Raw genomic sequence first — 25536 nt, forward strand, 5'->3', positions numbered from 1 at the left:
CGTCTGGTCAGGCGCGGCGCTGAACGCGTTCGCCGAAGATACCTTGCGGGCGAACAACGAAGATCAGGAGAAGCGTGACGTAGAGCAAACCTGTCGCCGCCGCATAGGATACATAGGCCGACACCACGACCTGGAACAGCGAGATGATCATGGCACCGATCACAGCGCCTGCGATGCTGCCCCAGCCGCCGATGACGACGGCGATATAGGCATAGACGCTGAGCGGAATTCCACCGGTCGGATAGACAAAAAACTGGTTGGCCAGCAGCGCGCCGGCGATGCCCGCCAACGCGGTGCCAAGGCCGAAGGTCGCCGCGATCAGCGCGAAAGCCGGAATGCCGACGGCCTGCGCCATCTGACGATCTTCAGCCGTCGCGCGCAGCCGGCGTCCGATCTGGGTGCGGGTGAACAGCAGATACTGCGAAGCAATCAGGATCGCAGCCACCACCATCGTGCCGATAGCCTGGACGCTGATCTCGATCTCGCCGAAATGAGCGACACCGCTTTTCAGGAGCGGCGGGGCCGCATGCGCCTGCGGACCGAACAGCACCACAAATGCGTTTTGCAGGATGATGCCGCACAACAACGTACTGATGAACACGGTCGACGGCGGCCGGTTGATCAGGGGAAAATACGCGAGCAGCGCCAGCGCGACGCCAAGCACGAACATGATGACAGCGACAAGCGGCAGGAAGTACACAGCCGGAATTTGCGCCAGCGAACCGAGGCCGACGGCGGCGTAGCCGCCGGCCATCACCAGATCACCATGGGCGAAATTAACCGCGCCGGTCGCATTGACGATGAAGACAAAGCCAAGTGCGACCAGCGCATAGGCTGCGCCGAGAGCCAAACCGTTGATTACGAGTTGAAGGAATGTAATCACGGCCGGGCCGGTAGCGGGCTCACTTCAACACCATGTCCGGGCCGGCGTAGTGCTCGACGACCTTGGGAATGCGGCTGGTGCCGTCCCAGCAGACGATTTCGGCGTCGTGGGAAAGATCACCCTTGCCGTTGGACTTGTAGGTCATGGCGACGCCTTCATAGGTCTCCTTTTGCAAGGCCGCACGCAGATCCTCAGGCGTTTTGGCGCCCTTGGCGATCAGCGTCAGCGCCATCATCACGCCGTCATACTGGCCGAGCGCAAGACCGTCGGGCTCCAGCCCGAACCGCGTCTTGTAAGCGTCGGCCCATTCCTTGATCTTGGGCGTGGCGCGGGTCTCGGGCGCCGACGGCGTTTCGGCGCAAACATCCTTGAGTTCGGCAGGTTCGAACAGCGCGGTCGCGGTGGGTTCGACGATCGACGAACTGTTGATGATCGGCAACGTAATCCCCGCCGCCTTGGCCTGCTTGACGATCAACGCCATCGGCGCGGCCACCGAATGCACGACGATGGCGTCGGCGCCCGATGCCTTCACCTTGGCGAGCAGCGGCGACATGTCCTTGGTGTCCGGCGCGATCGATGAGTCCTCGTAGACCGGCTTGACGCCGAGCTTGGTGAAGTCCTCCTTGAGCAAAGCAAAGCCGCCCTGCCCGTACGCGGTCGTGTCGCTGATGAGCGCGATCTTGGTCTTCTTCAACTTTTCGACCACGTAACGCGCATGCGCTACCTTGATCTCGCGGTCATTGGGCAGGAAACGGAAGATATAGGGATTATCGCTCTCGGTGATCTTGGCCAGACCAGAAATCGTGAGCAGCGGAACCTTGTATTCCGCCGCGACCGGCATCATCGCCACCATCTCCGTGCCGAACACCGAAACCGCAGCCGCGATCGGCTTACCGTTGCTCAGCGCCTTGTCGAGCGCGGTAGCGGCGCCTGTCGCCGAAGTGCCCGTATCGAAGACCGGATAGTCGATCGTCTTGCCGCCGGGCGCGTGCTCCAGCGCCATCACGGCGCCATTTCGCTGGCTGCCGCCTTCGACCGACAGAAAGCCCGTAATCGGCATGACGATCGGGAGATAAGCATCGGCGGACCTTGCAAGCCCGGACGATAGCGCAACCAGACTCAGGCCAAGCATTACGGCCGAACCGTATCGCCACTGCCGCCCGTCACGCCATGAAGTCGAAAGCGCAGAATTTTTCATGAGTACCATTCCTCTGGTTGGACGCAGCTTTCCGGCACTCAACTGCGAATAAAAAAGATTTCTTCCTAGGAATACTGGCGTGGGGCATTTTACCTGTCAAGGACAAAAGCTCGGCGATGGCTCAACCGCGGCTTGCTCAGGACTCGTGCGGCAATCCCAGCCGGTGGACGTGATAGGGTTCGCACGCCAGGTTGTGACAAAAATGGCCAACGATCGATTGCAGGTCTTTTGCGAATGACCGCATCGGCGCGTTGGCCGTGAACAGCCGCTCCGCAGCAGCGGTGGCGTCGCGCCGGAGCTTCTTTTCATCGATCGTCGTCAGCCGGCCATGATCGAGCACCATGCGGCCGCCGATCATGACACTATCGACCGCGCCACCGTTTTCGGTGAACACGATCTGCGTGATCATGTCATGGCACGGCACGTAGTTGATGTGGCCGAGATCGAGGAACACGATGTCGGCCTTGAAACCAGGCGCGATCTCGCCAACCTTGCCGCCGAGACCCATGGCGCGGGCGCTTCCGACGGTCGCCATATGCAGGACTTCGTCGGGACCCAGCCACTGCTCGAAATCCGGCGTCTGCACCCGCGAAATCAACGCGGCCAACCGTGTCGATTCGAACATGTTGAGCTGGTCGGAACTGTTGGTCGCATCGGTCGCGATGCCGACATTGATACCGCGATCCAGTGCCGGACGCAGATGCGCCAGTCCTGACCCGAACCGCATATTGCTCACCGGGGCGTGCACGATCGAGGCGCCATTGTCCGACAGGCGTCCGAGATCGTCACGGTCGAGCCAGATCGCATGCGCCGCGGAAAAATGCGGACCGAGCATGCCGAGCTGATCCAGATGCGCCGTCAGCGTGCGGCCATATTTGCGCAAACCAATGATCGCCTGCGATTTTGTCTCGGCAAGATGGGTTTGCAGAGGCAGCTCATAGTCACGGGCGAGATCGCGACAGCGAACCAGGAATTCGTCACTGCAATGCAAAGGAATGGTCGGCGCGATCGCGGGCCGGATTAGTTCCCGGTCGAACGGCCAGTCCTGATAGATCGCTTCGAGCGCATCGGCGCTCGCCTGATATGGTGCGAGCTGGAACGCAATCACCTGCGCCCGCAACGGCTCGGGAATGTTGTCGATCAGATCCGGATAGGCCTGATACAAAGTCTTGTCGGCAAGCATTGGCGCGATCACGGCGCGGATGCCGGCGTCCTGATAGGCCTTTCCCAACGCCGCCAGACCATCGCGGCTCGGCAAGGGAAACTCAAAGAACAGGTCATAACAGGTCGTACAGCCTTTGCGGATCATCTCGACCGCCGCCACCAGACCGTTAAGATACTTGTCCTCAAGAGTGCGATGGCCGGTCATCCCCGGCATTGCGTTGAGAAACAGTTCGAGCGGCCAGCGGTCGCCGACCATTCCCTTGGCGAGGGTTCCGTGGCCATGAACGTGCGCATTGACGAGACCGGGCATCATCGCGCGATCCGAAGCGTCAACGATGCGTGCATCCGGAGGCGCATCCATCCCGGCAGGGCCGATCGACAGGATATTGTCACCCTCGATCAGGATATCTGCCGGAGCAGCCTCGCGCCGGCGAATATCCACGAGGCGGCCGTTCCGGATGATGGTGAAATGGTCCGCCATGGATGAGAATCACCGCGTCATTGAAAATGGGTCGCGGTCCATTCCAACAGACCGCGATCGCAGCCGCGCGGAGCGATCAGCGATAATCCGACCGGACAATCGTCGAGGGTCCCCACAGGCAGATTGATTTGCGGCAGCCGCGCCAGCCCTGCAACGGCCAACAGCGCAAAGGCGCGCGCCCGAAAGGCCTCAAGCTCTTCCGGCGCCGTTTTCAGCTTTGGCGCAATACCGGGCGCGGTCGGCAGGCAAAGCAGGCAATCGCCGCTGAGCAATTGCGCCATATGCTGCGCGACAATTTCGCGCTTCGGCTTCGCCGTCGCCACGTCATTCGGATCGATGGTTCTCGTCCACTGGAACCGCTCACGAATGCCCGGCCCGAACACAGGTTTATGTCGATCGATCCAATCGGAGTGAAACTCCCGGATCTCGTCACCCTGCAGAATACGAAACAGCGCAGACCATTCCGAGGGATCGCCGGTGTAGACGTTGACGTCGCGTATGGTCGGAAAGGCGGCCTTTACCCGGTCGATCCCCTGTTGCAGCGCGCGCACGATCGTCGGATCGACCGCGGCAAAAGCATCCGCTGCGATCAACAATGATTTCGGCGCCCACGGCGCCGACGGCGGCAGCAAGACATCGCCGACCTGCAGCATCAATTCTGACGTTCGCGTAAACCAGCCGACCGTATCGAAACTCGCCGCCAGAGGAACGATCCCGTCCGCCGGGATCAAGCCATGGCTGGTTCGGATGCCGTAGATGCCGCCATAGCTGGCGGGCAGACGCACCGAGCCGCCGCAATCCGTTCCCAGCGAGAAATCCACCAGGCCGCCCGAGACTGCCGCAGCCGAGCCGCTGGAAGAGCCGCCGGGAATGCGACCCGGCGCTTTCGGATTGGTCGGCGTGCCGTAATGCATGTTTTCGCCATTGAGGCTGTAGGCGAGTTCGTCGGTATGAGTCTTGCCGACCATGCGTGCGCCGGCGTCAAGCAGCCGCTGCACACTCGACGCGGTTCGTTCGGCCGCCGGATGCGTTTCAAGCCAAACCGGATTGCCGTTACCGGTGCGATATCCCGCGATATCGTAGACGTCCTTTACCGCCATGGTGAGCCCGGCGAGCGCGCCTGCGCCGCTGCCATCAAGCGCGACGTGGGTATGACGCGTGAAGGCGCTGAGGGAATCGTTGGGGATCATTGTGGCCTGTGCAGTTTGGCGGGCTGACGCGAGACCGTCTGGCGGCCGCGCTTGAAGGCGTAGAGTACCGGCGTCAATTCCGCGACCGCCATCTCCGGCTCGGTCGCATCCAGTACGATCAGATCGGCGGATTTGCCGACCGCCGTGCCGTAGTCCTTGAGACGCATCAGATGGGCCGGCCGTTTCGTGACCATGTCGAAGCAGGCCTTCATATCGGACTGCTTACCGACCTGGCAGATGTTGGCGTACAAATTGGCCATGCGGAGCGGTGAGCAGTCGCCGAACGGCGTAAACGGATTGAGGATATTGTTGCTCGACAGCGTGCAATTGACGCCATGATGCAGCAGCTTGTGCGCTGGCACGACACCGCGGGGGGCATTGTGGTCATGCGTATGATTGCGGCCCATCAGAAACAGGTCGGTGGACGGCAGCACCGTCAGCGTCACGCCGGCATCCGCGAGCCGCCTGGCGGTCGCCTCGAAGGCCGGCATTGAAAGGCTGGTCGCCCGGGTGACGTGGCCGATCGCGACGCGGCCGCCATATTTATGCTCGTCGGTGCGCCGGCAAACATGTTCGAGATCCATGTTGTCGGCGGTCGGACCGAAATCCAGATGCATGTCGATGTCGATATCGAACTCTCGCGCCATCTCGAACACGCGATCGATCTGCCCGGGCGGATTGCTGTCGGTATAGGGCGCACCGCCGACCACGCGGCATCCACGCTTGAGCGCCTCCATCATCAATTCATCGGTGCCGGGATTGTTGAGCAGGCCCTCTTGCGGAAAGACGCAGATATCGAGGTCGATGGCCCAGGCATATTCCTTGATCAACGGCATGACGCCTTCGAGGCTGCGCAGCCCGACGCCCGGATCCACTTCGAGATGCGTGCGCATATGGGTCGTACCCTGGAGAATGGCTTTTTCCAGCGTGCGCCTCGCACGGGCATTCACATCTTCCGGCGTAAAAGCCAGTTTGGCCTTGGCGGCCTCTGCGATCGCCTCTTCCAGATCGCCGCGATCCGACTTGCAGCGATCGAGAATGCAGGACTTGTCGAGATGAATATGGGTTTCGATAAATCCGGCAGAGACCAGCCGGCCGCCGAGATCGATGGTCTCGCCTTCGGCGGAAAGCGCAGGAGACAAGGCGGCGATCTTGCCCTTGTCGATGCCGATATCGGTGAGGCTATCCTCCGCACCGACGAGGCGCGCATTTCTGAGAATGAGATCCATGGGCCTCTTACCCTGTTGATTGTTTTCCGACGGAAGCTGGCCAGCCGATCCGCGGGTGAGCGTCGAAACAGACCCGAGCAAACCCGTGTGCTGCTTCACCGCGCCGTTTAACGGCACCGGCATGCGCCGGCCGAACGACAATGCCCTGATCAGCGAAGCCCGCGGATGATCAGAAAAATTTTCCTAGTTGTCAATTGAATATCCTGAGAAGAAAGAAGCGTTCACCCGGGGAACACTGGATTGGCTGCATCACCATGCATTGTCTGCGTCTGGACCGCAGAAATTGCAGTCAGCGCGCAACCGACGATGGCTAACGCCGCGGATAGATAATGATCGATAGATATTCCATCGGCGCCTTGATCAGTTCTTCCGGACCGTGGCGCGCCGCCGCGTCGAAAAACAGCGCATCGCCGGGTTCAAGCAGATAGGTCCGGTCGGCGTGACGATATCGCACCTTGCCCGACAGCATGTAGATGAACTCGACACCGACATGGCGGAAATTGGTATAGGGAAGCGCATCCTGCTTGAGCGTGATCAGAAAGGGCTCGACGCCGATGTCGCCGGCAAGGGAATGGCCGAGCAGATCGTAGAGATGCCCGGCCTTGGTGCCCCGCCGCTCGATGCGCACCCCCTGCCCGGCTTTCACAAAAGAGCAATCGCGCCGTTCATCCGATTCGGCGAACAGGCTGCTGATCGAAACGTTGAGCGCTTTCGCGAGCGCCCCGATCGTCGACAGCGACGGCGAAATCGACCCATTCTCGATTTTGGACAGCATGCCGGCCGAGATGCCGGCCGCAGTACCGAGCTCCGCGACGGTCAGATCAAGGCCCTTGCGCAGCCGGCGCACTTCGGTGCCGATCTCTTCCTCGACACTTCTCGCCCGCAAATCCGCCGGCGCCAGCGAGCCCGTCAGCAAATCCTCCGCACCGCGCTTGGCGCCTCGCGCCGGTTTTGCCGGTTTCGAATCCCGGTTTGCTTTCTTCGCCCCTCGGCTAACCATCCCTGCCCCTTTTGGGTCCCGCGCCAGTTCCAGTCTACATCCTTACAGCGCTTTTGGCCGGTACGGAAACGACTGGGTGCATACGATGTATGTTGGCAGGGAAATTACGCGGCCCGCAAGACGACCTATCCTCCCGGGCACCGCTGCTCGATCAGCAATCCAGCGTCGTCTGGCGTTCCCAATCGGTGAGATGGCTGGCGAAGCTGTTCCATTCCTCGTGCTTCAGTTTCAGATAGGAAGGCACCAACTCGCCCAGGGCGCCTTTCAACACGTCGGACGCCTCCAGCGCGCGAAGCGCATCCAGCAGGTTCAAGGGGAGCTTCTTCTTGACCTCAACGGTATGACCTTCCGTATACATGTTGATGTCGAGCCGCTTGCCCGGATCCCGCTTGTTCGCGATGCCATCGAGCCCGGCCGCCAGAACCACCGCCGGCATCAGATACGGATTCGCGGCGCCATCTGCCAACCGAAGCTCGAAACGATCTCCCTCGGGCACACGGATCATGTGCGTACGGTTATTGCCGGTCCAGGTGACGGAATTTGGCGACCATGTCGCGCCCGACATGGTTCGCGGCGCATTGATTCGCTTGTAGCTGTTGACCGTGGGATTAAGTACCGCGGCGAGTGCGTCGGCTGAATGCATCAGGCCTCCGATAAAGCCCAACGCGACGGGAGAAAGGCCCTGCTCGCTCTTGCCATCCGCAAATGCATTGTCGGCTCCCTTCCACATCGAGACGTGCATGTGGCAACCGTTTCCGGTCAAATTCGTAAACGGCTTGGGCATGAAAGTCGCGCGCAGGCCATGCTTCTCGGCAATCGCTTTCGTCATGTATTTGAAGAAGGAGTGGCGATCCGCGGTGATCAGCGCGTTGTCGTAATGCCAATTCATCTCGAACTGGCCGTTGGCATCCTCGTGATCGTTCTGGTAAGGGCGCCAGCCCAATTCACCCATCGCGTCGCAGATTTCCGTGATGACATCGTATCGGCGCATCAACGCTTGCTGGTCGTAGCACGGCTTCACCTGGGTGTCGGCGTGATCGGCAATCGAAGTCCCGTCCGGCGAGATCAGGAAAAATTCGCACTCCACGCCGGTTTTCATTTCCAGGCCGTCAGCCTCAGCTTTCTTCAACTGTGCCTTCAGCACATTGCGCGGCGCATGCGCGACGGGCTTGCCGTTCATGAAGAGGTCGGCCGCGAGCCAGCCCACTTCGCGCTTCCAGGGAAGCTGGACCAGGCTCTCCGGATCGGGAACCGCAAACAGGTCGGGATCGGCGGGCGTCATGTCCAGCCACGTCGCGAAGCCCGCAAAACCGGCACCGTTTTTCGACATTTCGCCGATCGCCGATGCCGGGACCAGCTTCGCCCGCTGATTGCCGAACAGGTCGGTGTAGGAGATCAGGAAATATTTGATTGCGCGCTCTTTGGCCGTCTCAACGAGGTCATGTGCCATTTCGTTATGCCCAAATGCTGCCGGTTATCATGTCAATTGCTTCAACTACGCCGAGGGAAGCATCTCCCATTCGACTAAAACGATGTACCCGGGTGACCCGGAATCCAGTCCGTCCCCGCGAGCGGCACGCGCGCCATCGCAGCCGCCTCGATCGTCAGCGCCACAAGATCCTCCGGCTCCAGATTGTGGACGTGGCTCTTGCCGCAGGCGCGCGCGATCGTCTGTGCTTCCAGCGTCAACACGGACAGATAGTTCGCCAGACGATGGCCCGCCTTGACCGGATCCAGACGCGAGGCCAACTCGGGATCTTGCGTCGTTATGCCCGCAGGGTCCCGGCCATCCTGCCAGTCGTCATAGGCGCCCGCCGTGGTGCCGAGCTTCCGGTACTCGTCTTCGAGGGCCGGATTATTATCGCCGAGTGCGATAAGCGCCGCGGTGCCGATCGCAACGGCGTCCGCTCCCAGCGCGAGCGCCTTGGCGACATCAGCGCCGGTGCGAATGCCGCCCGATACAATCAATTGAACCTTGCGGTGCAGACCCAGATCCTGAAGCGCCTGCACGGCCTGCCGGATGCAGGCCAGTGTCGGAATGCCGACATTTTCAATGAACACTTCCTGGGTCGCTGCGGTGCCCCCCTGCATGCCGTCGACCACGACCACATCGGCGCCGGCCTTTGCAGCCAATGCGGTGTCGTAATACGGCCGCGACGCGCCGATCTTCACATAGATGGGTTTCTCCCAATCCGTGATTTCGCGAAGCTCGCCGATCTTGATCTCCAGATCGTCCGGGCCGGTCCAATCCGGATGCCGGCAAGCCGAACGCTGATCGATGCCTTCCGGCAGGTCGCGCATTGCCGCCACGCGCGCGCTGATCTTCTGGCCGAGCAACATGCCGCCACCGCCCGGCTTGGCGCCCTGCCCGACGACAACCTCGATGGCGTCGGCCTTGCGCAGATCGTCCGGATTCATCCCATAGCGAGAGGGAAGATATTGGTAGACGAGCGTTTTGGAGTGACCGCGCTCCTCGACTGTCATGCCGCCGTCGCCGGTTGTCGTCGACGTACCGACGGCGCTGGCGCCGCGGCCCAACGCCTCTTTGGCGGGGCCGGACAATGCACCGAAACTCATGCCCGCGATCGTCACCGGCGTCCTGAGCGTGATCGGTTTGCTGGCGAACCGGGCCCCCAGCACGACTTCGGTGCCGCACTTCTCGCGATAACCCTCCAGCGGATACCGCGACATCGAGGCGCCGAGAAACAGCAGGTCATCGAAATGCGGCAACGCACGTTTGGCGCCGCCGCCGCGGATGTCATAAATGCCCGTCGCTGCGGCGCGCTGGATTTGCGCGATCGTGTAGGGATCGAAGGTCGCGGAAAATCGCGGAGGCGTTCGCGGGGTGGTCGGCGGGCTCTCGCTCATGCTCTCTCCGATCAATACGCGTTGTCGACGTGAAAATGATAAAGCCGCCGCGCCGACCCAAACAATCGGAAGGAGTCGGCGGGAACGTCCACGCCCGCGCGGTCCAGCAGACCCGCAAGGATGGCGCGCTCTTCGCTGCCGAGCGGCTTCTCCTCGCAATCGGCGCCAAGGCTCTTGACCTCGCCGCGCACAAACAGCCTCGCTTCGTAGATCGAGTCACCCAGTGCCTCGCCGGCATCGCCGAGCACGACCAGATTGCCGGTCTGAGCCATGAAGGCGCTCATCGGGCCGATTGATCCCTTCACCACGATATCGATCCCCTTCATCGATATGCCGCAACGGGCCGATGCATTGCCTTCGATGATCAGGAGTCCGCCCCGGCCGGTGGCGCCCGCAGCCTGGCTGGCATCGCCGGCAAGCCGGACCACGCCTGACATCATGTTTTCGGCGAGGCCGACGCCGGCGTTACCGCTGATCGTGATCTGGGCGTCCTTGTTCATGCCCGCGCAATAATAGCCGACATGGCCTTCGATCATGACCTCGATCGGGGCATCGATGCCGACGGCAATCGAATGCTGGCCTGCCGGATTCTGCACCGTCCAATGGGTTTCGTTGGTGTTTCGCGGCAGTTGATGAAGCGCCTTGTTGAGTTCACGGACCCGCGAAACGGCGAGATCGACAACCGGCATCAGCGATGCTCCCAGGCGTAGACCTTGGCCGGTTCCGGCTCGAAGATACGCGCCTTTTCAATTCCCGGCAGGACCGCGAGCGCCCGGTACTCGGTGCCAAATGCCACGTAACGATCGGTCTCGGCCATCACGGCAGGCTTGCATGAGATGGGATCGCGCAGCACGGCAAAACCATTCTCGGTGCCGACGACGAACGTATAGAAACCGTCAAGCGTATCGAGACTGGCTTCAAGCGCCCTTTCTAGGCTGTCGCCGTTTCTCATGCGCCATGTCACGAATCCGGCGGCAACTTCTGTGTCGTTGTCGGTCGCGAATGTCAGACCTTCGCGTTCAAGGTTACGCCTGACGCTGCGGTGATTTGACAGCGATCCGTTATGAACGAGACACTGATCGGCGCCGGTCGAAAACGGATGGGCGCCCGCCGTCGTCACGGCGGATTCGGTCGCCATCCGCGTATGGCCGACGCCATGCGTTCCCGCCATGCCCGGCAGATTGAAGCGCTTGATAACATCGGCCGGCAAGCCGACTTCCTTGTACAATTCGATCCGGTGCCCTGCACCGATCACCGCAAGGTCGGGCCTATGCGTGGAAAGCCATTCGCGGACTTTTCCAGTCACTTCATCAGGAAAGGACAGCACTGCATGGGTATCACGCAACGTCAGGCCGACGGAAACACCCAGCGCTTCAGAGATATCCCGGGAAAGGCTGGCCAAATTCGAGCCGCGCACTGTGAGCTTGAAATGATCCGCGGCGCCCTCGCCATAAACAGCAAAACCGGCACTGTCGGGGCCACGATCCGTCATCACCTGAAGCATTTGGCCGAGCATATTGCCCAGTTGGGGCTGGAGATCACGCTCCTTCAGAAACAACCCGACGATTCCACACACATGAAGCTCCTGTTTTGGACCCCATGGATTTGTAGACAGCCGCCCCGGTCATTGTCAATCAGAGGAAATATTGTTTCCCTTCACGAAATGAATTGGGGGCATGCAAACGAGTTTTGGCGCGTACGATGAAATCCGAGCGCTAAACGAACGACTTAAATGCGGGCTGATCCGCCATGCCGGACGAGACCGACGCCGAGCGCGGTGCAGGTTGTCGTCAACCAGTGCCAGAAGCTATCAGCGTAACTGCGGAACAACGCTACCTCGAAGGTGGGGGCATCGTCGATCCGCCATATCGAAACACCGATATGCGAAATCGTGGTCACCGCTGCGGAACCCGGCCCGAACACAGACGGATCGAAATCGATGAACGCCCCGCGCGACAAAACCTCGCGGGCGGCCTCTCCCGTGATCCGAAGCACGGCATAAGCACTTGTCTGGTCCGCCACCGAAGCCAATCCCGCCAGCGACGCCGCCAGCTTGGAGGCCCTCTGGGGACCGGCCTTCTCGAACACCGCAAGCCAAACGCCGGGCCCAACACCGATGAACGCCTCAACGCCGTTCGAAACGCGCTGGGGTCCTGAAGGAAGCACAATTCCGAATGCGTCGTGGATGCGCGCCGCCAGAGCGGCGTTATCGCCCCGCGACATCACCGTGGCCATTGCGGATTCCAGGCGCTCATCGACTTTAAGCGTGTTCGCGCCACTCACCGGCGGGAGATCCCGCAGATGCAACTCGAAGGCTCCCCGCGGAATAATTATCTCAGCCACGAACGCGCACTCCTTCGGGGTCCACAAAGACCGGGCTGCAAATCTCGATTTCGACATCACCGTTCCGGACCGGGTCGTAGGCCCGAAGACGCTCGCCAATCCTTCCCTGGCCGCCGCTTACCAGACCAAGGCCGATCCAGGACCCCATCATTGGCGAGAAGGCGACCGAGGTGACGTAGCCGAGATCGTTGTCGGCCCGGTTCTCACTGGATAGCGGCAGAATATGAGCACCACCGCGAAGCCGCTCGGAACGCGCGGCCGGGCGCAAGCCCACCAGCGATGGCCGCATGGGATCGGTAAGCGCCGGACGGACCGCCAGCACGCGCCCGACGTAATCCTTCTTCTGCGACATCATCCGTCCAAAGCCGAGATCGGTGGCCGTGGTCTGACCGCTAAGCTCGTTGCCGGCCGGGTGTCCCTTTTCGATCCGGAGCACGCCAAGCGCTTCGGTACCGTAAGCGACCACGCCGAGATCGCGTCCTTCACGCATCAGGATGCGAACCAGCGCGTCGCCGTACCGCGCGGGAACGGCGACTTCAAACGCAAGCTCGCCCGAGAATGACAGACGGAAGATTCGCGCCGGCACGCCCATCCAGGTGACTGCGATGGCCGACATGTATGGAAACGCGTCATTCGAAAGGTCCAGATCGGGGAAAACCTTTTGCAGCAACAGCCGCGAATTCGGTCCGGCGACCGCGAATTGCGCCCATTGTTCCGTGACGGAGACCGCCTGCACGTTGAGCTCAGGCCAAAGGACCTGCCTGCAATAGTCGACATGCTGCATGATTTTGACGGCATTGGCCGTCGTGGTGGTCATGAAGTAATGGTCGTCCGCCAGCCGGGTCGTGGTGCCGTCGTCGAGAACGAAGCCGTCTTCGCGCAACATCACGCCATACCGCGCCTTCCCGACCGCAAGCGTCGAGAACATGTTGATGTAGAGGCGATCGAGGAAAATGCCGGCGTCGGGACCGTGGATATCGATTTTGCCCAGGGTTGAAACATCACAGACACCCACCGAGGCACGCACTGCGGTGGCTTCGCGTGTGACGCTATCCAGCCAATCCTGATCGGAAGGAATGGCAAACCATTGGGCACGCTTCCACGGTCCGCTATCGACAAAAACCGCGCCGTTTTCGGCGGCCCAATCATGGCTGGCGGTGCGACGCTCGGGGCGAAAATTCATCTCGCGATGATGGCCGGCAAAGGCGCCGATCGCGACCGGGAGAAACGGCGGCCTCGAAAGAATGGTGCCGGTTTCCGCGAGCGTTTTGCCGAGATGACGGGCCAACAGCGCCTGACCGTTGACCTGACCCAGCCTTCCCTGATCGGTCGCCATCCCCAACGTCGTGTATCTTTTCAAGTGCTCGACCGACCTGAATCCTTCCTGCGCGGCCAGCCCAATATCTGCGTCGGTCACGTCGTGCTGGAAATCGACGAATACTTTTTGTTTGGCGCCCTCGACATGCCACAGCGGCATACTCCCGGTCGCGTCTTCGCTGCACGGCGGAATTTTCGTGGGCGGCGGTGAAAAACCCAAATCGGCAGCAGCGGCTGCACCGGCGCGGTGACCGTCGTCCAATGCTTCCGCCAAGGAAAAGCGCCCCGCGGCCGAGCCCGCCAATGTCATGCCGGCCGGCGGGTTGGCGAGCACGAAAGCGTGGATCGCGTCAGACCAGACCGGCCGACTGCCGAGATTGCAGCCAATGCCCATGACGGGATTCCACCCGCCGGATATTGCGAGTACATCCGCGGTCAACTCAAAAATCTTGCCGTCGGCGCTTCGCAGCTTCAGGCTTCGAAGCCTCCGGCCACCGGAAGCATCGACGACAACGGCGTTTTCGAAGACACGTATGCCCGCGGATGCAGCGAAGCGCGCCGCACCTTTTGGCGCAGAGGCGCGGGCGTCGATGATGGCTGTGATGTTGGCACCGCAGCCCGTCAGATCCCTCGCCGCCGCCCATCCGCTGTCCGTCGTCGTGTAGATAACGATCTCGTTGCCCGGCAAGGCTGCAAAACGGGTCGCGTAGGCGCGGACCGCCGCTGCCATCATGATCCCCGGCAGATCATTGCCCCCGAACGGCAGCGGCCGCTCGATCGCGCCGGTCGCGAGAATGGTGCGTTTGGCGCAAATCTTCCAAAGCCGCTGGCGCGGCACGCCCGGTTTCGGTTCAGCGAGATGATCCGCGATCCGCTCCACCGCGCCGAAGGTACCGCCATCATACGCACCGAACACGGTCGCCCGCCTGAGCATCGAGACGTTGGGCATCGCCGTCAGGATGCCCTCGATCCTTCGCACCCAATCCACCGCGGGTGCCCCGTCGATGTCCTGATCTTCGCAAAGCAGACGCCCCCCGAGAAGCCAGTCGTCTTCGACGAGGATCACGCGCGCCTTCGCCTGCGACGCGGCAAGCGCCGCGCTCAGGCCGGCAGGCCCCGAGCCGACAACAAGGACATCGCAGAAGGCATGAGCCTTGTCGTAGATATCAGGATCAGGCTGCGTGCTCGCTTTGCCGAGACCAGCCGCGCGGCGGATCAGCGGCTCGTAGACTTTCTCCCAGAACGATGCGGGCCACATGAACGTCTTGTAGTAAAATCCCGCCGTGAACATCGGCGAAAGCAGGTTATTGAGCGACATCAGATCAAAACCGAGTGTCGGCCAGCGGTTCTGACTCTCGGCGACGAGGCCCTCGAACAACTGGACGGACGTCGCGCGCGTGTTGGGCTCCGACCGCGCGCCTGTCCTCAGCGTCACCAGCGCATTGGGCTCCTCGCTGCCGGCGGTGAGGATGCCGCGAGGGCGATGGTATTTGAACGATCGGCCGACCAGGCGAACCCCGTTCGCGACCAGCGCCGATGCCAGCGTGTCGCCCTCGTATCCCGCAAGCTTTTTACCGTCGAAGACAAAGTTCAATGGCTTACCGCGATCGATCAGTCCTCCCGACTCGAGGCGGTTCATGGCGCGCTCCCCTTTGCCAGCATAGCGGCGGATATCACGTGGGTGCGGGTATTGCGCTTCACGATGAGCCAGTTCCGGCAGCCCTGCCCGTGATACCAATGCTCGGAGATTTCGCCGGCCGGGTTGCTGCGCATGTACACATAGTCGACGAATGCTGCTTCACCTGCGTCCGCAGCCGGCCGCACGGGCGACGCGTCGCCGCAATAGGTGAATTCAGCGCCGTCTCGCTCACCGCAATAGGGACAGGGTATTCTCATCGCGCCTCTAATGCAGGTTGGGTTGGGCGCCCTGGCCCTTCTCGTCGATGACGCGACCGGTGGCGAACCTGTCGAGCCGGAACGAAGCGGCTACGGGATGAGGCTCGTCCCGTGCGAGCAGATGAGCGAAACACCAGCCACTGGCCGGCGTCGCCTTGAATCCGCCGTAGCACCAGCCGGCGTTCAGATATAAGCCGTCGATCGGAGAACGGTCGATGATCGGTGAGCCATCCATGGACATGTCCATGATGCCGCCCCAGGATCTGAGCATCCGTACCCGGCCGATCATCGGCATCAAGGCCATGCCGCCCTCGCAGACATCCTCGACCACCGGCAAGTTTCCGCGCTGGGCATAGCTGTTGTAGCCGTCGATATCTCCGCCAAACACAAGGCCGCCTTTGTCGGATTGACTCACATAGAAATGGCCGGCGCCGAAGGTGATGACACCAGGCAACAGCGGCTTGAGCGCTTCCGTCACGAACGCCTGTAATACATGGCTTTCGATCGGAAGCCGCAGGCCCGCCATTTCAGCGACCTGGGAGCTGTGTCCGGCCACCGCCATGCCGATTTTCCCGCCCATGATCTTGCCGCGCGTGGTTTCAACCCCGATCATCCGGCCTTCCGGACTTCGGACAAAACCGGTCACCTCGCAATTCTGAACGATGTCGACGCCAAGATTGGAAGCCGCGCGCGCGTAGCCCCATACCACGGCATCGTGCCGCGCCGTGCCACCGCGGCGCTGCAAAAGGCCGCCTTGAATAGGAAATCGGGCAGCGTCAAAATTCAGGAACGGCGCCATGCTCCTGACCGCATCACGGTCGACCAGCTCGGCATCGACGCCGTGCAGCCGCATCGCATTCCCGCGTCGCGCATAGGCGTCACGCTGGGCGTCGCCATGATATAGATTAAGCACACCGCGCTGGCTGACCATCGCATTGTAATTGAGGTCCTGCTCCAGGCCCTCCCAAAGCTTCATCGACCATTCGTAGAATTGGGTATTTCCGTCCAGCCCGTAATTGGATCTGATGATCGTGGTGTTGCGTCCGGCGTTTCCGCCGCCAATCCAGCCACGTTCCAGGACGGCGACCTTTTTGACGCCGTGGATTTTCGCAAGATAGTAAGCGGTAGCCAGTCCGTGGCCCCCGCCTCCAACGATGATCACATCATAAGGCCCGTTCGGCGCAGCATCCCGCCACGCCGGGTGCCAATGGCGGTGCTTTGTGAGAGCGCCACGCGCCAAGGCGAAGATAGAATATCGCATACGGTCCGGTCCGAGCCCTTGATCCGCCGTATCATGGCGGCTAGTTGAATAAAGACATGACGAAAAGCGACATCATTTTGCCGATTAACGACAGGCGAAATCCAAACCGGAATCGCCCGATCCGGATCGGCTTCCTGTTGATCGACGGATTTGCGCTAATGTCCTACGCGTCCGTCGTCGAAGCTTTTCGCGCCGCCAATATCCTGTCAGGCCGCGCTCTCTACGAATGGAAGCATATCTCGATCCGGGAAGCGTTCGTCAGCGCATCGAATGGTGCGAAAATCCGGGCAGATGCACAAATCGGCGACACCCTTGCGCTCGATCTTTTGTTGGTATGCGCGGCAGGAAATCCGGCGCTGTTTCGCGACAAGCGCACGTTCGCCCGGCTTCGCTATCTGGCTTCAAGGGGGATGCGGATCGGCGGCGTCTCGGGTGGCCCCTATATTCTGGCGCGCGCCGGTCTGCTCGACGGCTATCGGTGCACGATCCATTGGGAGCATCGGCCGGCCTTTACCGAGGCCTTTCCGCACCTCGACGTCCAGCACGGGTTGTACGTCATCGATCGGGATCGCCTGACTTGCGCCGGCGGCATCGCAGGGCTCGATCTGGCCACGGCGTTGATCACCGAAGACCATGGCCGTCATCTCGCAACCATGGTGAGCGACTGGTACCTGCAGACCCAGCTTCGCGAGGCGCACGCAACCCAACGCGTATCGCTTCGCGAACGCTACAAGACAACCAATGAGAAGGTCCTGACCACGCTGGCCGCGATGGAGGCCAATCTCGAGGAGCCGCTCAGCCGGTCGGCGCTGGCTGACCGCAACCAGGTTTCGGTAAGGCAGCTCGAAAGGCTGTTCCGTTCCAATCTTCAGCAGACGATCGGCGCGATCTATATGGGCCTTCGGCTGACCCGAGCGGCAAATTTATTGAAGGAAACGAGCGTACCGCTTGCCGAGGTGGCTCTGGCGAGCGGGTTTACGAACCCCAGCCATTTCTCGAGGGCTTTCAGAAATTGGCACGGCCGACCGCCGATATCGTTGCGCAGCGCAATACCGCGACGGCGGAAATAGCCGCAGATCAGATGCGGCTTGCGATTTTCTGTAGGCGGCTGCACTGTTGCGCATCCGGCAACACGCCCCCGCTAAAATTGATCTTGTCGCGCGTCAGACTGGCCCTCAACTTGCAGGCAAGCACGTAGCGCACTAGGCGCTCGAAAGGATCCGGCGCAGATCGATGCGATTAACGAGGCTCCTCAATATCGCTCTACAATGGATGGCAGCGCTGATGCTGCTGGCGATCGTCCTGATCGTGCTGACCAACGTGTTCTTTCGGTATTTTCTCCATATCGGATTGGGCTGGACGGAAGAAGCCGCCCGCTTCCTGCTGATTGCGATGACATTTGTCGCCGCCGCCGTGGCTGTGAAGGAATGGGGGCATTTCCAGCTACTCATTGCTTCAAAGTGGATACCGGAGAGGCAACACCGCTTCGTGCAACTGTTCGCTGTGCTCGTCGTGCTGGCGATGTCCGCGATTTTGGTGCGCTACGGCATTGCGATTACCCGCGTCAGTTGGTTCCAGACATCGCCCACGATGGAATGGAGCATGGGCTACCTTTACTCGATCGTGCCGGTATCCGGGGCTCTGATGTTCGTTTTCGCGCTCGAACATTTTTTCGACGTGCTGCGCGGCGGATCGCTGCCTCGACAAGGTACAGCGCATGATCCACATGCTCCGGCCGCAAGCCAGAATGAACAGGGGTCCGATCAATGGCTGTGATCATCATGGCCATGACTTTTGTCGTGATGCTGCTGCTGACCGCGCCCGTGGCGTTTGCAATCGGTGTATCCGCGACCATCGGCCTTCTGATCGCCGACGCCGCGCCGCTGCTGATCGTGCCGCAGCGAATCTTCGCAGGTGCGGATTCCTTCGTGCTGCTGGCGATCCCGCTGTTCATCCTAGCCGGCGCGCTGATGGAGACCGGCGGCATCTCCGTGCGGTTGGTGGAACTGGCCCGCGTGCTGGTAGGCCATATTCGCGGCGGGCTCGGCATGGCCGTCGTGGTCGCCGAAATGTTCTTCTCCGGCATATCGGGCTCGACAGTCGCCGATGTTTCAGCGATCGGCGCGCTGATGGTGCCTTCGTTGATCCGGATCGGCTTTAAGCCCGACCGCGCGGTGGCGATCGTCTCTGCGTCGTCGGCGATGGGCATTCTGATTCCGCCCTGTCTGATCATGGTGATCATCGCGCAGATTGCCGGTATTTCTGTTGGCGCCCTGTTTCTGGCGGGCTTCGTGCCGGCGGCCGTACTCGCGCTTGCGCTGATGATCCTGATTTACGTCCAGGCCCGCCGCGACGGAATCGGCGGCGAGCCCCGGGCGACGTGGTCGCAGGTCGGCAAGGCGCTTCTGCGCGCGCTGATTCCCTTGATGATGCCGGTGATCGTTTTCGGCGCGATCCTTGGCGGTATCGCAGACCCTACCGAGGCCGCGGTGTTGGCAGTGGCCTATGCATTTGTCGTCGGCGTCTTCGTCTACAAGGAGATTCGCTGGAGCCAATTGCCGAAGATTTTCATCGACAGCGCGATCACCAGCGGAATCGTCATCTTCATGGTTGGCGCGGCATCGAGCTTTTCCTGGATCCTTGCCTATGAGCAGGTCCCGGGCCGGCTCGCGCAACTGATGCTGGCGGTTTCATCCTCGCCGATGGTTTTCTACATCCTGAGCATCACGGTCTTTACGTTGCTCGCAGCCGTGCTCGAAGGCCTACCCGCGATCATCATCTGTCTGCCGATTTTCCTGCCGATCGCGATCAAGTTCCAGATCGATCCGCTGCATTATTCCATCATTGTTGTTGCGGCGACCGGCCTTGGCCTTTTCCTGCCGCCGATCGGTATCGGACTTTACATCGCAAGCTCGTTCGCAAATCTCAGCGCGGACAAAACCTTCCGCGCCATGCTTCCCTACACGGCCGTGCTCGCATTCGGGATCGTCATCCTGATGATGTTCCCCTGGCTCACGCTCGTCGTTCCCCGCCTGGTTTTTGGCTAATTATTGTGACGGAGAATCTATCGATGAACACGCGGAATCCATTCTTACCTAGCCGGCGTATGTTTCTGGGTGCGTCGGTTGCATGTGCAGCTTCGCTATTCAACTCAGGCAGAAGCGCCCTCGCTCAGGCGCCGGCGATCATCAAGCTGCCGAAAAAAATCACCTTAAAGGTCGCAACCATCACGGCCGAAACGTTTCCCTATGTCGATGGTTTCAAATTCTGGAAGAACGCGATCGAAAGCCGCACCGGCGGCGATGTCGATGTCCAGATCTTTCACACCGCGCAACTCGGAGACGAGCGCACGATCAACGAGGGTATTCTTGCCGGCGCCATCCATGCCGGCGTCGGCGCAGGTGCCTGGGCCGGCTTTGTGCCCGCCTATAACGTGGTCGAGCTTCCTTTTCTCATTCGCGACGTGAAGCATATGTACGCTCTCGCGGACGGAGCCTTGGGCAGCAAAATCGGCGAGCAGGCCGAGGCCAGGGGATTCAAGGTGCTGGCCTATTACAGCACCGGCGACCAGCATTTCCAGACCCGCAAGGTACCGATCAAAAGCCTCGCGGATTTCAAGGGATTGAAAATGCGCGTTATCCAGAACCGCGCGCTGATCGACGGTTTTCGCGCCCTTGGCGCCGTCCCCACCCCTCTTCCCTACCCCGACATTTACACGGCCCTTCAGCAAGGCACCGTGGACGGCACCGCCAATGATCCCCTGACGGTGGCACTTGCGAAGTTTTACGAAGTCGCAAAATTCTTTACGTTGTCGAGCTACGCGGTCGAACCGCGGCCGCTGATCATGGGGAAGGCCTTTTACGAGGGCCTGCCCGCGGACTTTCAGAAGGTGCTATCTGACACTGCAAAGGAATCGGCGGTTCACGAACGCAAGGCCTTCGAGGACCGCAGCGCCGGCGCAATGGAAGATGCCAAGAAGAACGGCATGACCTTCATTGAACTGACCGACCGCGACAAGTGGGTCGATTTGGTTCGCCCGATATGGGACGAATTCGGCAAGGCCACGCCGGGCGCCGCAGAACTTATCAAGATCATCCAGACCTCCTGAGCCTCTTCGACACTGTGACACGCTCGCCGTGGCACATAACCTTTGATGGACAGCATGACAGACCTGAATTCACTCTCCGCCGGGAGCTATCACTTCATCCCCGGCGTTTTTCAGTATTCCGCCGGTGTACGTGCCGATGATGGCTTCGAGATCGTCCGCGCGCGGTTTCGCAAGATGTTGCCGATGTCGGAGGCATTTGCCGCGATCGAAGCTCATCTTCGGGCCCGCAATCGTCTGCCAGCCGCGTTCTGTGCCTGCGAATTGCGATCGCCGGCGCCCTTTACCGAAGAAGGTTTCAAGAGCTTCAACAAGGAATATGTCGGCTGGCTGCAGCGTTGGGACCTGATCAAGCACGGCGTCAATCCGGTCGCACGGACCAATGTGTGCCCTCAGGTCGCGCCGCCCAAGGCTGTCGGCATCTATGCGTTTTCATACACGATGCCGAAGACGTCATCCGCACCGGGCGGTTTCGTCGTTGCGGGCAGCGGCGAAGCGCCGGAGGGCAAGAGCAATTATCGCGATCATGCCATCCGGTTGGGTGATCGCTCGGCCGATGGTCTCGCCGAAAAGGCGCGCTGGGTGCTTGGCGAAATGGAGCGGCGGATGAAGGCGCTCGGCGCGACATGGAGCGACAGCACCGGTACGCACCTCTACACGATTTACGACATTCACCCGCTGATCGAGCGCGAAATCGCCGCGCGAGGCGCGTCGCAAATGGGCCTGAGCTGGCACTTCGCACGGCCGCCGGTCGAGGATCTCGACTACGAGATGGATGTGCGCGGCGTGTCATCCGAAATCGTGATCTAGATTTCGCACAAGCCGGAGCGAGGATCGGATGCCAAAAAAAGTAATATATACTGATCGCCTGATGCGTCCGATCGCGCATTTCTCGCATGCCTCGCGCATCGGAAACCTGGTGCACGTCGGTGCGACCGCCGGGGTCTATCCTGATCTCCGGCTCGCGGGTGACAGTCCCGGGCGGATCGACGTCGGCGCGCAGACCCGCAAGATGTTCGATAATCTTGACACCGCGCTTGGTTTGATCGACGCGACATTGTCGGATGTCGTGCGGATCAAAACCTATGTCGCGTTCCCGCGCGATATCGCAACTTATCTTCCAATCTATGAACAACGGTTTTCCTCAATTCGGCCCGCGCACACCGTGATCGGCTCATGGGATTTTCCGCTTCCACAGGCGGCGATCGAGCTCGACGCTGTCGCCGTAACAGGCGGCGGAAACAGATCGATCGATGCCGCGAGCATGCATTCACGTGTCGGCAGCGCCATGGCCGGCGTGCTCGCAGATGGATTCCATTACGCCACCGCGCTTCCGATTGACGGTGAAGGACAAACCGTCGCGCAAGGTTGCCGCATACAGACCGCTGCCGCGCTCCGGAACTTGCGCACGATGCTGGCCGCTGCCGAACTGGATCCGCACGAAGTCTGCAATATTCACCTGACGCTGCGTGACATTCGCGAGCATGCCGAGGTCTGTTCGATGCTGGAAGAGTTTTTTGGCGGAAAATTACCGACCTGCACAATTGTCGGCGCTCCGTTGGAGCGGCCGGACTTCTCGGTTTCGATTGAATCGATTGCGATCAAGGGCGGCGGCGAATGTATCAGCACCCCCCTCGCGCCATCGCGGCCTGGACACCCGGCCCCGGCGATGCTTGCCGGCGACGTTTTGTTTCTGAGCGGGCAGACCGGGCTTAAAGAAGAACAGGATTATCCCGACGTCAGGATGCAAACCGACACGGCTTGGGCACGCCTGCATGGCTTGATCGAGGCTGCGGGCTTTGACAGCGATAGCATGATCCGAACCAACAACGTGCTGACGGATTGGCGCGATTACGCCGGCTTCAACGCAGGCTATGGCGGCAATATGCGCGAGCCCTTTGTTCCGCGCGCCACCGTGCTGGGCTACCTCGACTTGCCAAGCGCTCGCGTTCAGATCGAAGGCATCGCCCACCGCCATGGGGCTGACGCCACCATATTGCAGGTGCCTCCGCCCGCAGGATGACAGAGAGGCTGTAGTGCGTGCTCAACTTTAAACGATCCACGGCTGTCGGGGGCAGGTATCATGAAGCGATTGCAAGACAAGGTGGCCTTGATCACGGGCGGATCCCGAGGCATCGGAGGCGGAATTGTACGCGCGTTCCTTGGTGAGGGCGCGACCGTTGCATTCTCCGGAACCAGCAGCGCTACCGTCGCGCGGGCTTCGCAGGCAAGGAGCCACCGCGTCGGTTCCGACAATGGCGAGTTCATAGGTGATGCCGGGAAACCTGTGATGAAACGATGCGATCGTCCGGTTCAGCAGATATGCCACCAGGCCTTCCGTCGACATGATCCGGATGTGCCCGCGCCGAAGACCACGCAGCGAGTCGATCTCGCCCCGCACACGCTCGATATCGGTCAGGAAGCTTCGCGAGAAACGCGCCAGTACTTCGGCGGCCTTGGTCGGCGCCACCCCGCGCGGCAGCCGTTCGAACAGCGGCACGCCGACCATCTGCTCGAGCCGCAGTATCTGTCTGCTGACCGCAGAGGGGGCGACATTCAGGGTAGCGGACGCCTGCCGGATCGACTTCAGCCGATAAACCTCCCTGAAATAACGGAGGAGAGACGATTCCAAATTCATGCACGTCGCCCCTGCAGGCAACATTTTCGCGGGAACTGCGCCGATTAAGCATCCAATATCTGGTCGAGATTGGTCTTTGGGGGCATGAGCGAAAACACCCGACGGCGCCGGGATATGCTTCCGACGTTGGTTACGTTTCAATCCGGGTCCGCCCTATTTGATATCGCCCAGCCGAACGAATTTGTCCTTGATTTCAAAGTGGACCGGAATGACCTTCTCTTTGTAGAGCATGTCGATCACGTTCTGCTCGGAGCGCAGGTCTGTTTCATCTACGTCCCTCTCGTTGCGGAAGATCAGCTTTCTAACGACGGGCAGAGACGCCTCCGGGACCCCCACATATTTTGCCAGCAGCGGACGATACTGATCGAAGTTGGCCTGGATCTTGTCGGTGATCTCGCGCAGCACGAGCATTATTTTCCTGGCCGTTTCCGGCCTCTCCTTGATGAATTTCGTGGTCATCACGGCGCCGCCGCCAAACCAGGGACTGGTGATATATTTCGCGCCGACATTTGTTACGACGGCGCGAACATCGCCGGAGGCAATGCCCATCGATCCCATCGGCTCGATCGTGATCAGAGCATCCACGGTACCGGATATGACGGCGGGCAGTTGAACATTGAGCGCGAGCTCGGCGAGAACAACATCCTTATCCGGATCGATGCCTGCGTTGCGCAGAATGTACTTGGTATTGGTGCGCCACTGAATTCCGGGCATATGCCCGATCTTCTTTCCCTTCAGATCGGAAATCGCCTTGATCGGGCTGTCCGGCTTCACCAGCAGCGAGCTGTTGACATAATCGGTATCGGCAACGCCGCCCGAGAAACCAAAGAGCTTCAGCGTGCCCGGGTTTTGCGCCTCGGCCGCCAATGCGATGCCCGGCGCTGTTCCGTACGGACCGACCTCAACCTGATTGCTCAGGAATCCGTCGACAAGAGTCGTCGGCGACGTGAACTTCCGGTCGACCACTTCGATGCCGACTTTTTCGAACGCTTTCTCCTCCAGGGCTACGAAATAGGGTAGCGCGTCGGTTGCCGGCAGCCACCCCATCACGACCTTCTCGGCAGCCACCGCGGGGCCCACCCAGGCCGCCTGCCCGAGAACGCAAAGAGCGAATGCCAAACGGCCTCCGCGGCGCATCGAAAATACGTTAAGACGCCTGCGCATTGTTATCCTCCTATAGAAGACGTTTCAGCATTTCAGGGCGATAGAGCCGAAGAGACGATCCTGACGGCTTGACGGGAATTACGGGGTTGCCTAGGCAACGTTCGTCAGCAAAGGTTGCAGTATGAAGTCGCAAAAACCGGGGTCTCCCAAGACCAAGCGCATTCCGATGGGCGAGCCGCAAGGCGCGCTTGGCAACGCCATTCGTACCCATCGCAAGCAGAAGAACATGACGCTGCTCGATCTTGCCAAGCGAGCAGGATTTTCGATCAGCTATCTCAGTCAGATCGAGCGAAATCTGCTGACGCCGTCGATCGAAACACTTCGCCGCCTGGCGGAATCGCTCGGTATTCCGGCGGGACAATTGATGCTGAAAGATGCGCGTCAGCCCAATTCGCCGGTAGCCGTCGTACGCCGATCGGAGCGAAAGCAACTCGCGTTTCCCGGCTCCAACATCCATTATGAACTGTTGACGCCGGACATGCGCCGTCGCGCGTCGCTGTTGTGGGTCGAAGCGCCGCCCGGCTCGGAGAGCGGCCCGCTGTTTTCCCATGAAGGAGAAGATGGCGTCGTCGTGCTCAAGGGCGCCATCGAGGTTGAGGTTGGCGGCGTATGGCACCGCCTTGACGCCGGCGACAGCATCTACTTCAACGCCGGCATCCCCCATCGCTGGCGAAACAGCGGCAACGTGATCGCCGAAGCCGTATGGCTGAGTACTCCGCCCTCGTTCTGATACCCTGCCCGCATGGCTTGAACGCAACGGGAATGCTCGTGCAGGCCAATGCGGTTGCGTCGCGGAGGA

General features: G+C 60.8%; 23 protein-coding genes. 7 read left to right on the plus strand and 16 right to left on the minus strand.

Annotation, left to right across the window (positions count from 1 at the left end; genetic code table 11):
• Positions 1 to 7: 7 nt before the first annotated feature.
• From HB676_RS10050 to HB676_RS10115, 14 genes are all read right to left on the minus strand, one after another.
• Complete coding sequence (locus HB676_RS10050) at positions 8 to 883, minus strand: branched-chain amino acid ABC transporter permease (RefSeq protein ID WP_213737633.1); 876 nt, start codon at positions 881 to 883, stop codon at positions 8 to 10.
• Positions 884 to 902: 19 nt separating this feature from the next.
• Positions 903 to 2081 (minus strand): ABC transporter substrate-binding protein, encoded by a 1179-nt coding sequence (locus HB676_RS10055; RefSeq protein WP_213737634.1) that lies wholly within the window; start codon positions 2079 to 2081, stop codon positions 903 to 905.
• A 136-nt stretch (positions 2082 to 2217) separates the two neighbouring features.
• Complete coding sequence (locus tag HB676_RS10060; protein ID WP_213737635.1) at positions 2218 to 3726, minus strand: amidohydrolase; 1509 nt, start codon at positions 3724 to 3726, stop codon at positions 2218 to 2220.
• Between the two features lie 17 nt (positions 3727 to 3743).
• Positions 3744 to 4916, minus strand: a complete 1173-nt coding sequence (locus HB676_RS10065; protein ID WP_213737636.1) for an amidase — start codon at positions 4914 to 4916, stop codon at positions 3744 to 3746.
• On the minus strand, positions 4913 to 6145 hold the full coding sequence (locus tag HB676_RS10070) for an amidohydrolase family protein (RefSeq protein WP_213737637.1): 1233 nt from the start codon (positions 6143 to 6145) through the stop codon (positions 4913 to 4915). Before HB676_RS10070 ends, HB676_RS10065 begins: the two co-directional genes overlap by 4 nt.
• 310 nt (positions 6146 to 6455) lie before the next feature.
• The gene (locus tag HB676_RS10075; protein WP_213737638.1) at positions 6456 to 7145 is read right to left on the minus strand and encodes an XRE family transcriptional regulator; all 690 of its coding nucleotides are present in this window, start codon (positions 7143 to 7145) and stop codon (positions 6456 to 6458) included.
• 151 nt (positions 7146 to 7296) lie between these two features.
• Positions 7297 to 8595 carry a type III glutamate--ammonia ligase gene (gene glnT / locus HB676_RS10080; RefSeq protein WP_213737639.1) on the minus strand — a complete coding sequence of 433 codons (1299 nt, stop codon included), beginning with the start codon at positions 8593 to 8595 and terminating at the stop codon, positions 7297 to 7299.
• A 74-nt stretch (positions 8596 to 8669) separates the two neighbouring features.
• On the minus strand, positions 8670 to 10013 hold the full coding sequence (locus HB676_RS10085) for an FMN-binding glutamate synthase family protein (RefSeq protein ID WP_213737640.1): 1344 nt from the start codon (positions 10011 to 10013) through the stop codon (positions 8670 to 8672).
• Positions 10014 to 10024: 11 nt separating this feature from the next.
• On the minus strand, positions 10025 to 10702 hold the full coding sequence (locus HB676_RS10090; RefSeq protein WP_213737641.1) for a protein glxC: 678 nt from the start codon (positions 10700 to 10702) through the stop codon (positions 10025 to 10027).
• On the minus strand, positions 10702 to 11589 hold the full coding sequence (locus HB676_RS10095; protein ID WP_213737642.1) for a glutamine amidotransferase family protein: 888 nt from the start codon (positions 11587 to 11589) through the stop codon (positions 10702 to 10704). The genes HB676_RS10090 and HB676_RS10095 overlap by 1 nt, the downstream gene beginning before the upstream one ends.
• A 152-nt stretch (positions 11590 to 11741) precedes the next feature.
• Positions 11742 to 12356: a sarcosine oxidase subunit gamma family protein gene (locus HB676_RS10100; RefSeq protein WP_213737643.1), complete on the minus strand. Its 615-nt coding sequence runs from the start codon at positions 12354 to 12356 to the stop codon at positions 11742 to 11744.
• Positions 12349 to 15312, minus strand: a complete 2964-nt coding sequence (locus HB676_RS10105; RefSeq protein ID WP_213737644.1) for a sarcosine oxidase subunit alpha family protein — start codon at positions 15310 to 15312, stop codon at positions 12349 to 12351. The genes HB676_RS10100 and HB676_RS10105 overlap by 8 nt, the downstream gene beginning before the upstream one ends.
• Positions 15309 to 15569, minus strand: coding sequence for a sarcosine oxidase subunit delta (locus HB676_RS10110; protein ID WP_213737645.1), 261 nt, complete (start codon positions 15567 to 15569; stop codon positions 15309 to 15311). The genes HB676_RS10105 and HB676_RS10110 overlap by 4 nt, the downstream gene beginning before the upstream one ends.
• A 7-nt stretch (positions 15570 to 15576) precedes the next feature.
• Positions 15577 to 16830 (minus strand): sarcosine oxidase subunit beta family protein, encoded by a 1254-nt coding sequence (locus HB676_RS10115; RefSeq protein ID WP_213737646.1) that lies wholly within the window; start codon positions 16828 to 16830, stop codon positions 15577 to 15579.
• Positions 16831 to 16886: 56 nt separating this feature from the next.
• On the opposite strand from HB676_RS10115, the gene HB676_RS10120 reads away from it, so the two are divergent.
• From HB676_RS10120 to HB676_RS10145, 6 genes are all read left to right on the plus strand, one after another.
• Positions 16887 to 17900 (plus strand): GlxA family transcriptional regulator, encoded by a 1014-nt coding sequence (locus HB676_RS10120; RefSeq protein WP_213737647.1) that lies wholly within the window; start codon positions 16887 to 16889, stop codon positions 17898 to 17900.
• A 214-nt stretch (positions 17901 to 18114) separates the two neighbouring features.
• Entirely contained in the window at positions 18115 to 18606 is a 492-nt protein-coding gene (locus HB676_RS10125) for a TRAP transporter small permease (RefSeq protein WP_213737648.1), read from the plus strand.
• A complete protein-coding gene (locus HB676_RS10130) occupies positions 18597 to 19877 on the plus strand; it encodes a TRAP transporter large permease (protein ID WP_213737649.1) in 1281 nt (426 codons plus the stop codon). Before HB676_RS10125 ends, HB676_RS10130 begins: the two co-directional genes overlap by 10 nt.
• A 23-nt stretch (positions 19878 to 19900) precedes the next feature.
• On the plus strand, positions 19901 to 20938 hold the full coding sequence (locus HB676_RS10135; protein WP_213737650.1) for a TRAP transporter substrate-binding protein: 1038 nt from the start codon (positions 19901 to 19903) through the stop codon (positions 20936 to 20938).
• Between the two features lie 54 nt (positions 20939 to 20992).
• Entirely contained in the window at positions 20993 to 21745 is a 753-nt protein-coding gene (locus HB676_RS10140) for a hypothetical protein (RefSeq protein WP_213737651.1), read from the plus strand.
• A gap of 28 nt (positions 21746 to 21773) precedes the next feature.
• A complete protein-coding gene (locus HB676_RS10145) occupies positions 21774 to 22958 on the plus strand; it encodes a Rid family hydrolase (RefSeq protein WP_213737652.1) in 1185 nt (394 codons plus the stop codon).
• Between the two features lie 27 nt (positions 22959 to 22985).
• Here HB676_RS10145 and HB676_RS34055 read toward each other — a convergent pair whose 3' ends face one another.
• Together HB676_RS34055 and HB676_RS10155 are read right to left on the minus strand one after the other, a co-directional pair.
• Positions 22986 to 23597 (minus strand): LysR family transcriptional regulator, encoded by a 612-nt coding sequence (locus tag HB676_RS34055; protein ID WP_213737653.1) that lies wholly within the window; start codon positions 23595 to 23597, stop codon positions 22986 to 22988.
• Between the two features lie 129 nt (positions 23598 to 23726).
• The gene (locus HB676_RS10155; protein WP_213737654.1) at positions 23727 to 24641 is read right to left on the minus strand and encodes an ABC transporter substrate-binding protein; all 915 of its coding nucleotides are present in this window, start codon (positions 24639 to 24641) and stop codon (positions 23727 to 23729) included.
• A gap of 217 nt (positions 24642 to 24858) precedes the next feature.
• Here HB676_RS10155 and HB676_RS10160 point away from each other — a divergent pair, with 217 nt between their 5' ends.
• Positions 24859 to 25467, plus strand: a complete 609-nt coding sequence (locus tag HB676_RS10160; RefSeq protein WP_213737655.1) for a cupin domain-containing protein — start codon at positions 24859 to 24861, stop codon at positions 25465 to 25467.
• Positions 25468 to 25536: the final 69 nt, after the last annotated feature.

The sequence above is a fragment of the Bradyrhizobium sp. dw_411 genome, from assembly GCF_018449695.1.
Lineage (GTDB): Bacteria > Pseudomonadota > Alphaproteobacteria > Rhizobiales > Xanthobacteraceae > Bradyrhizobium.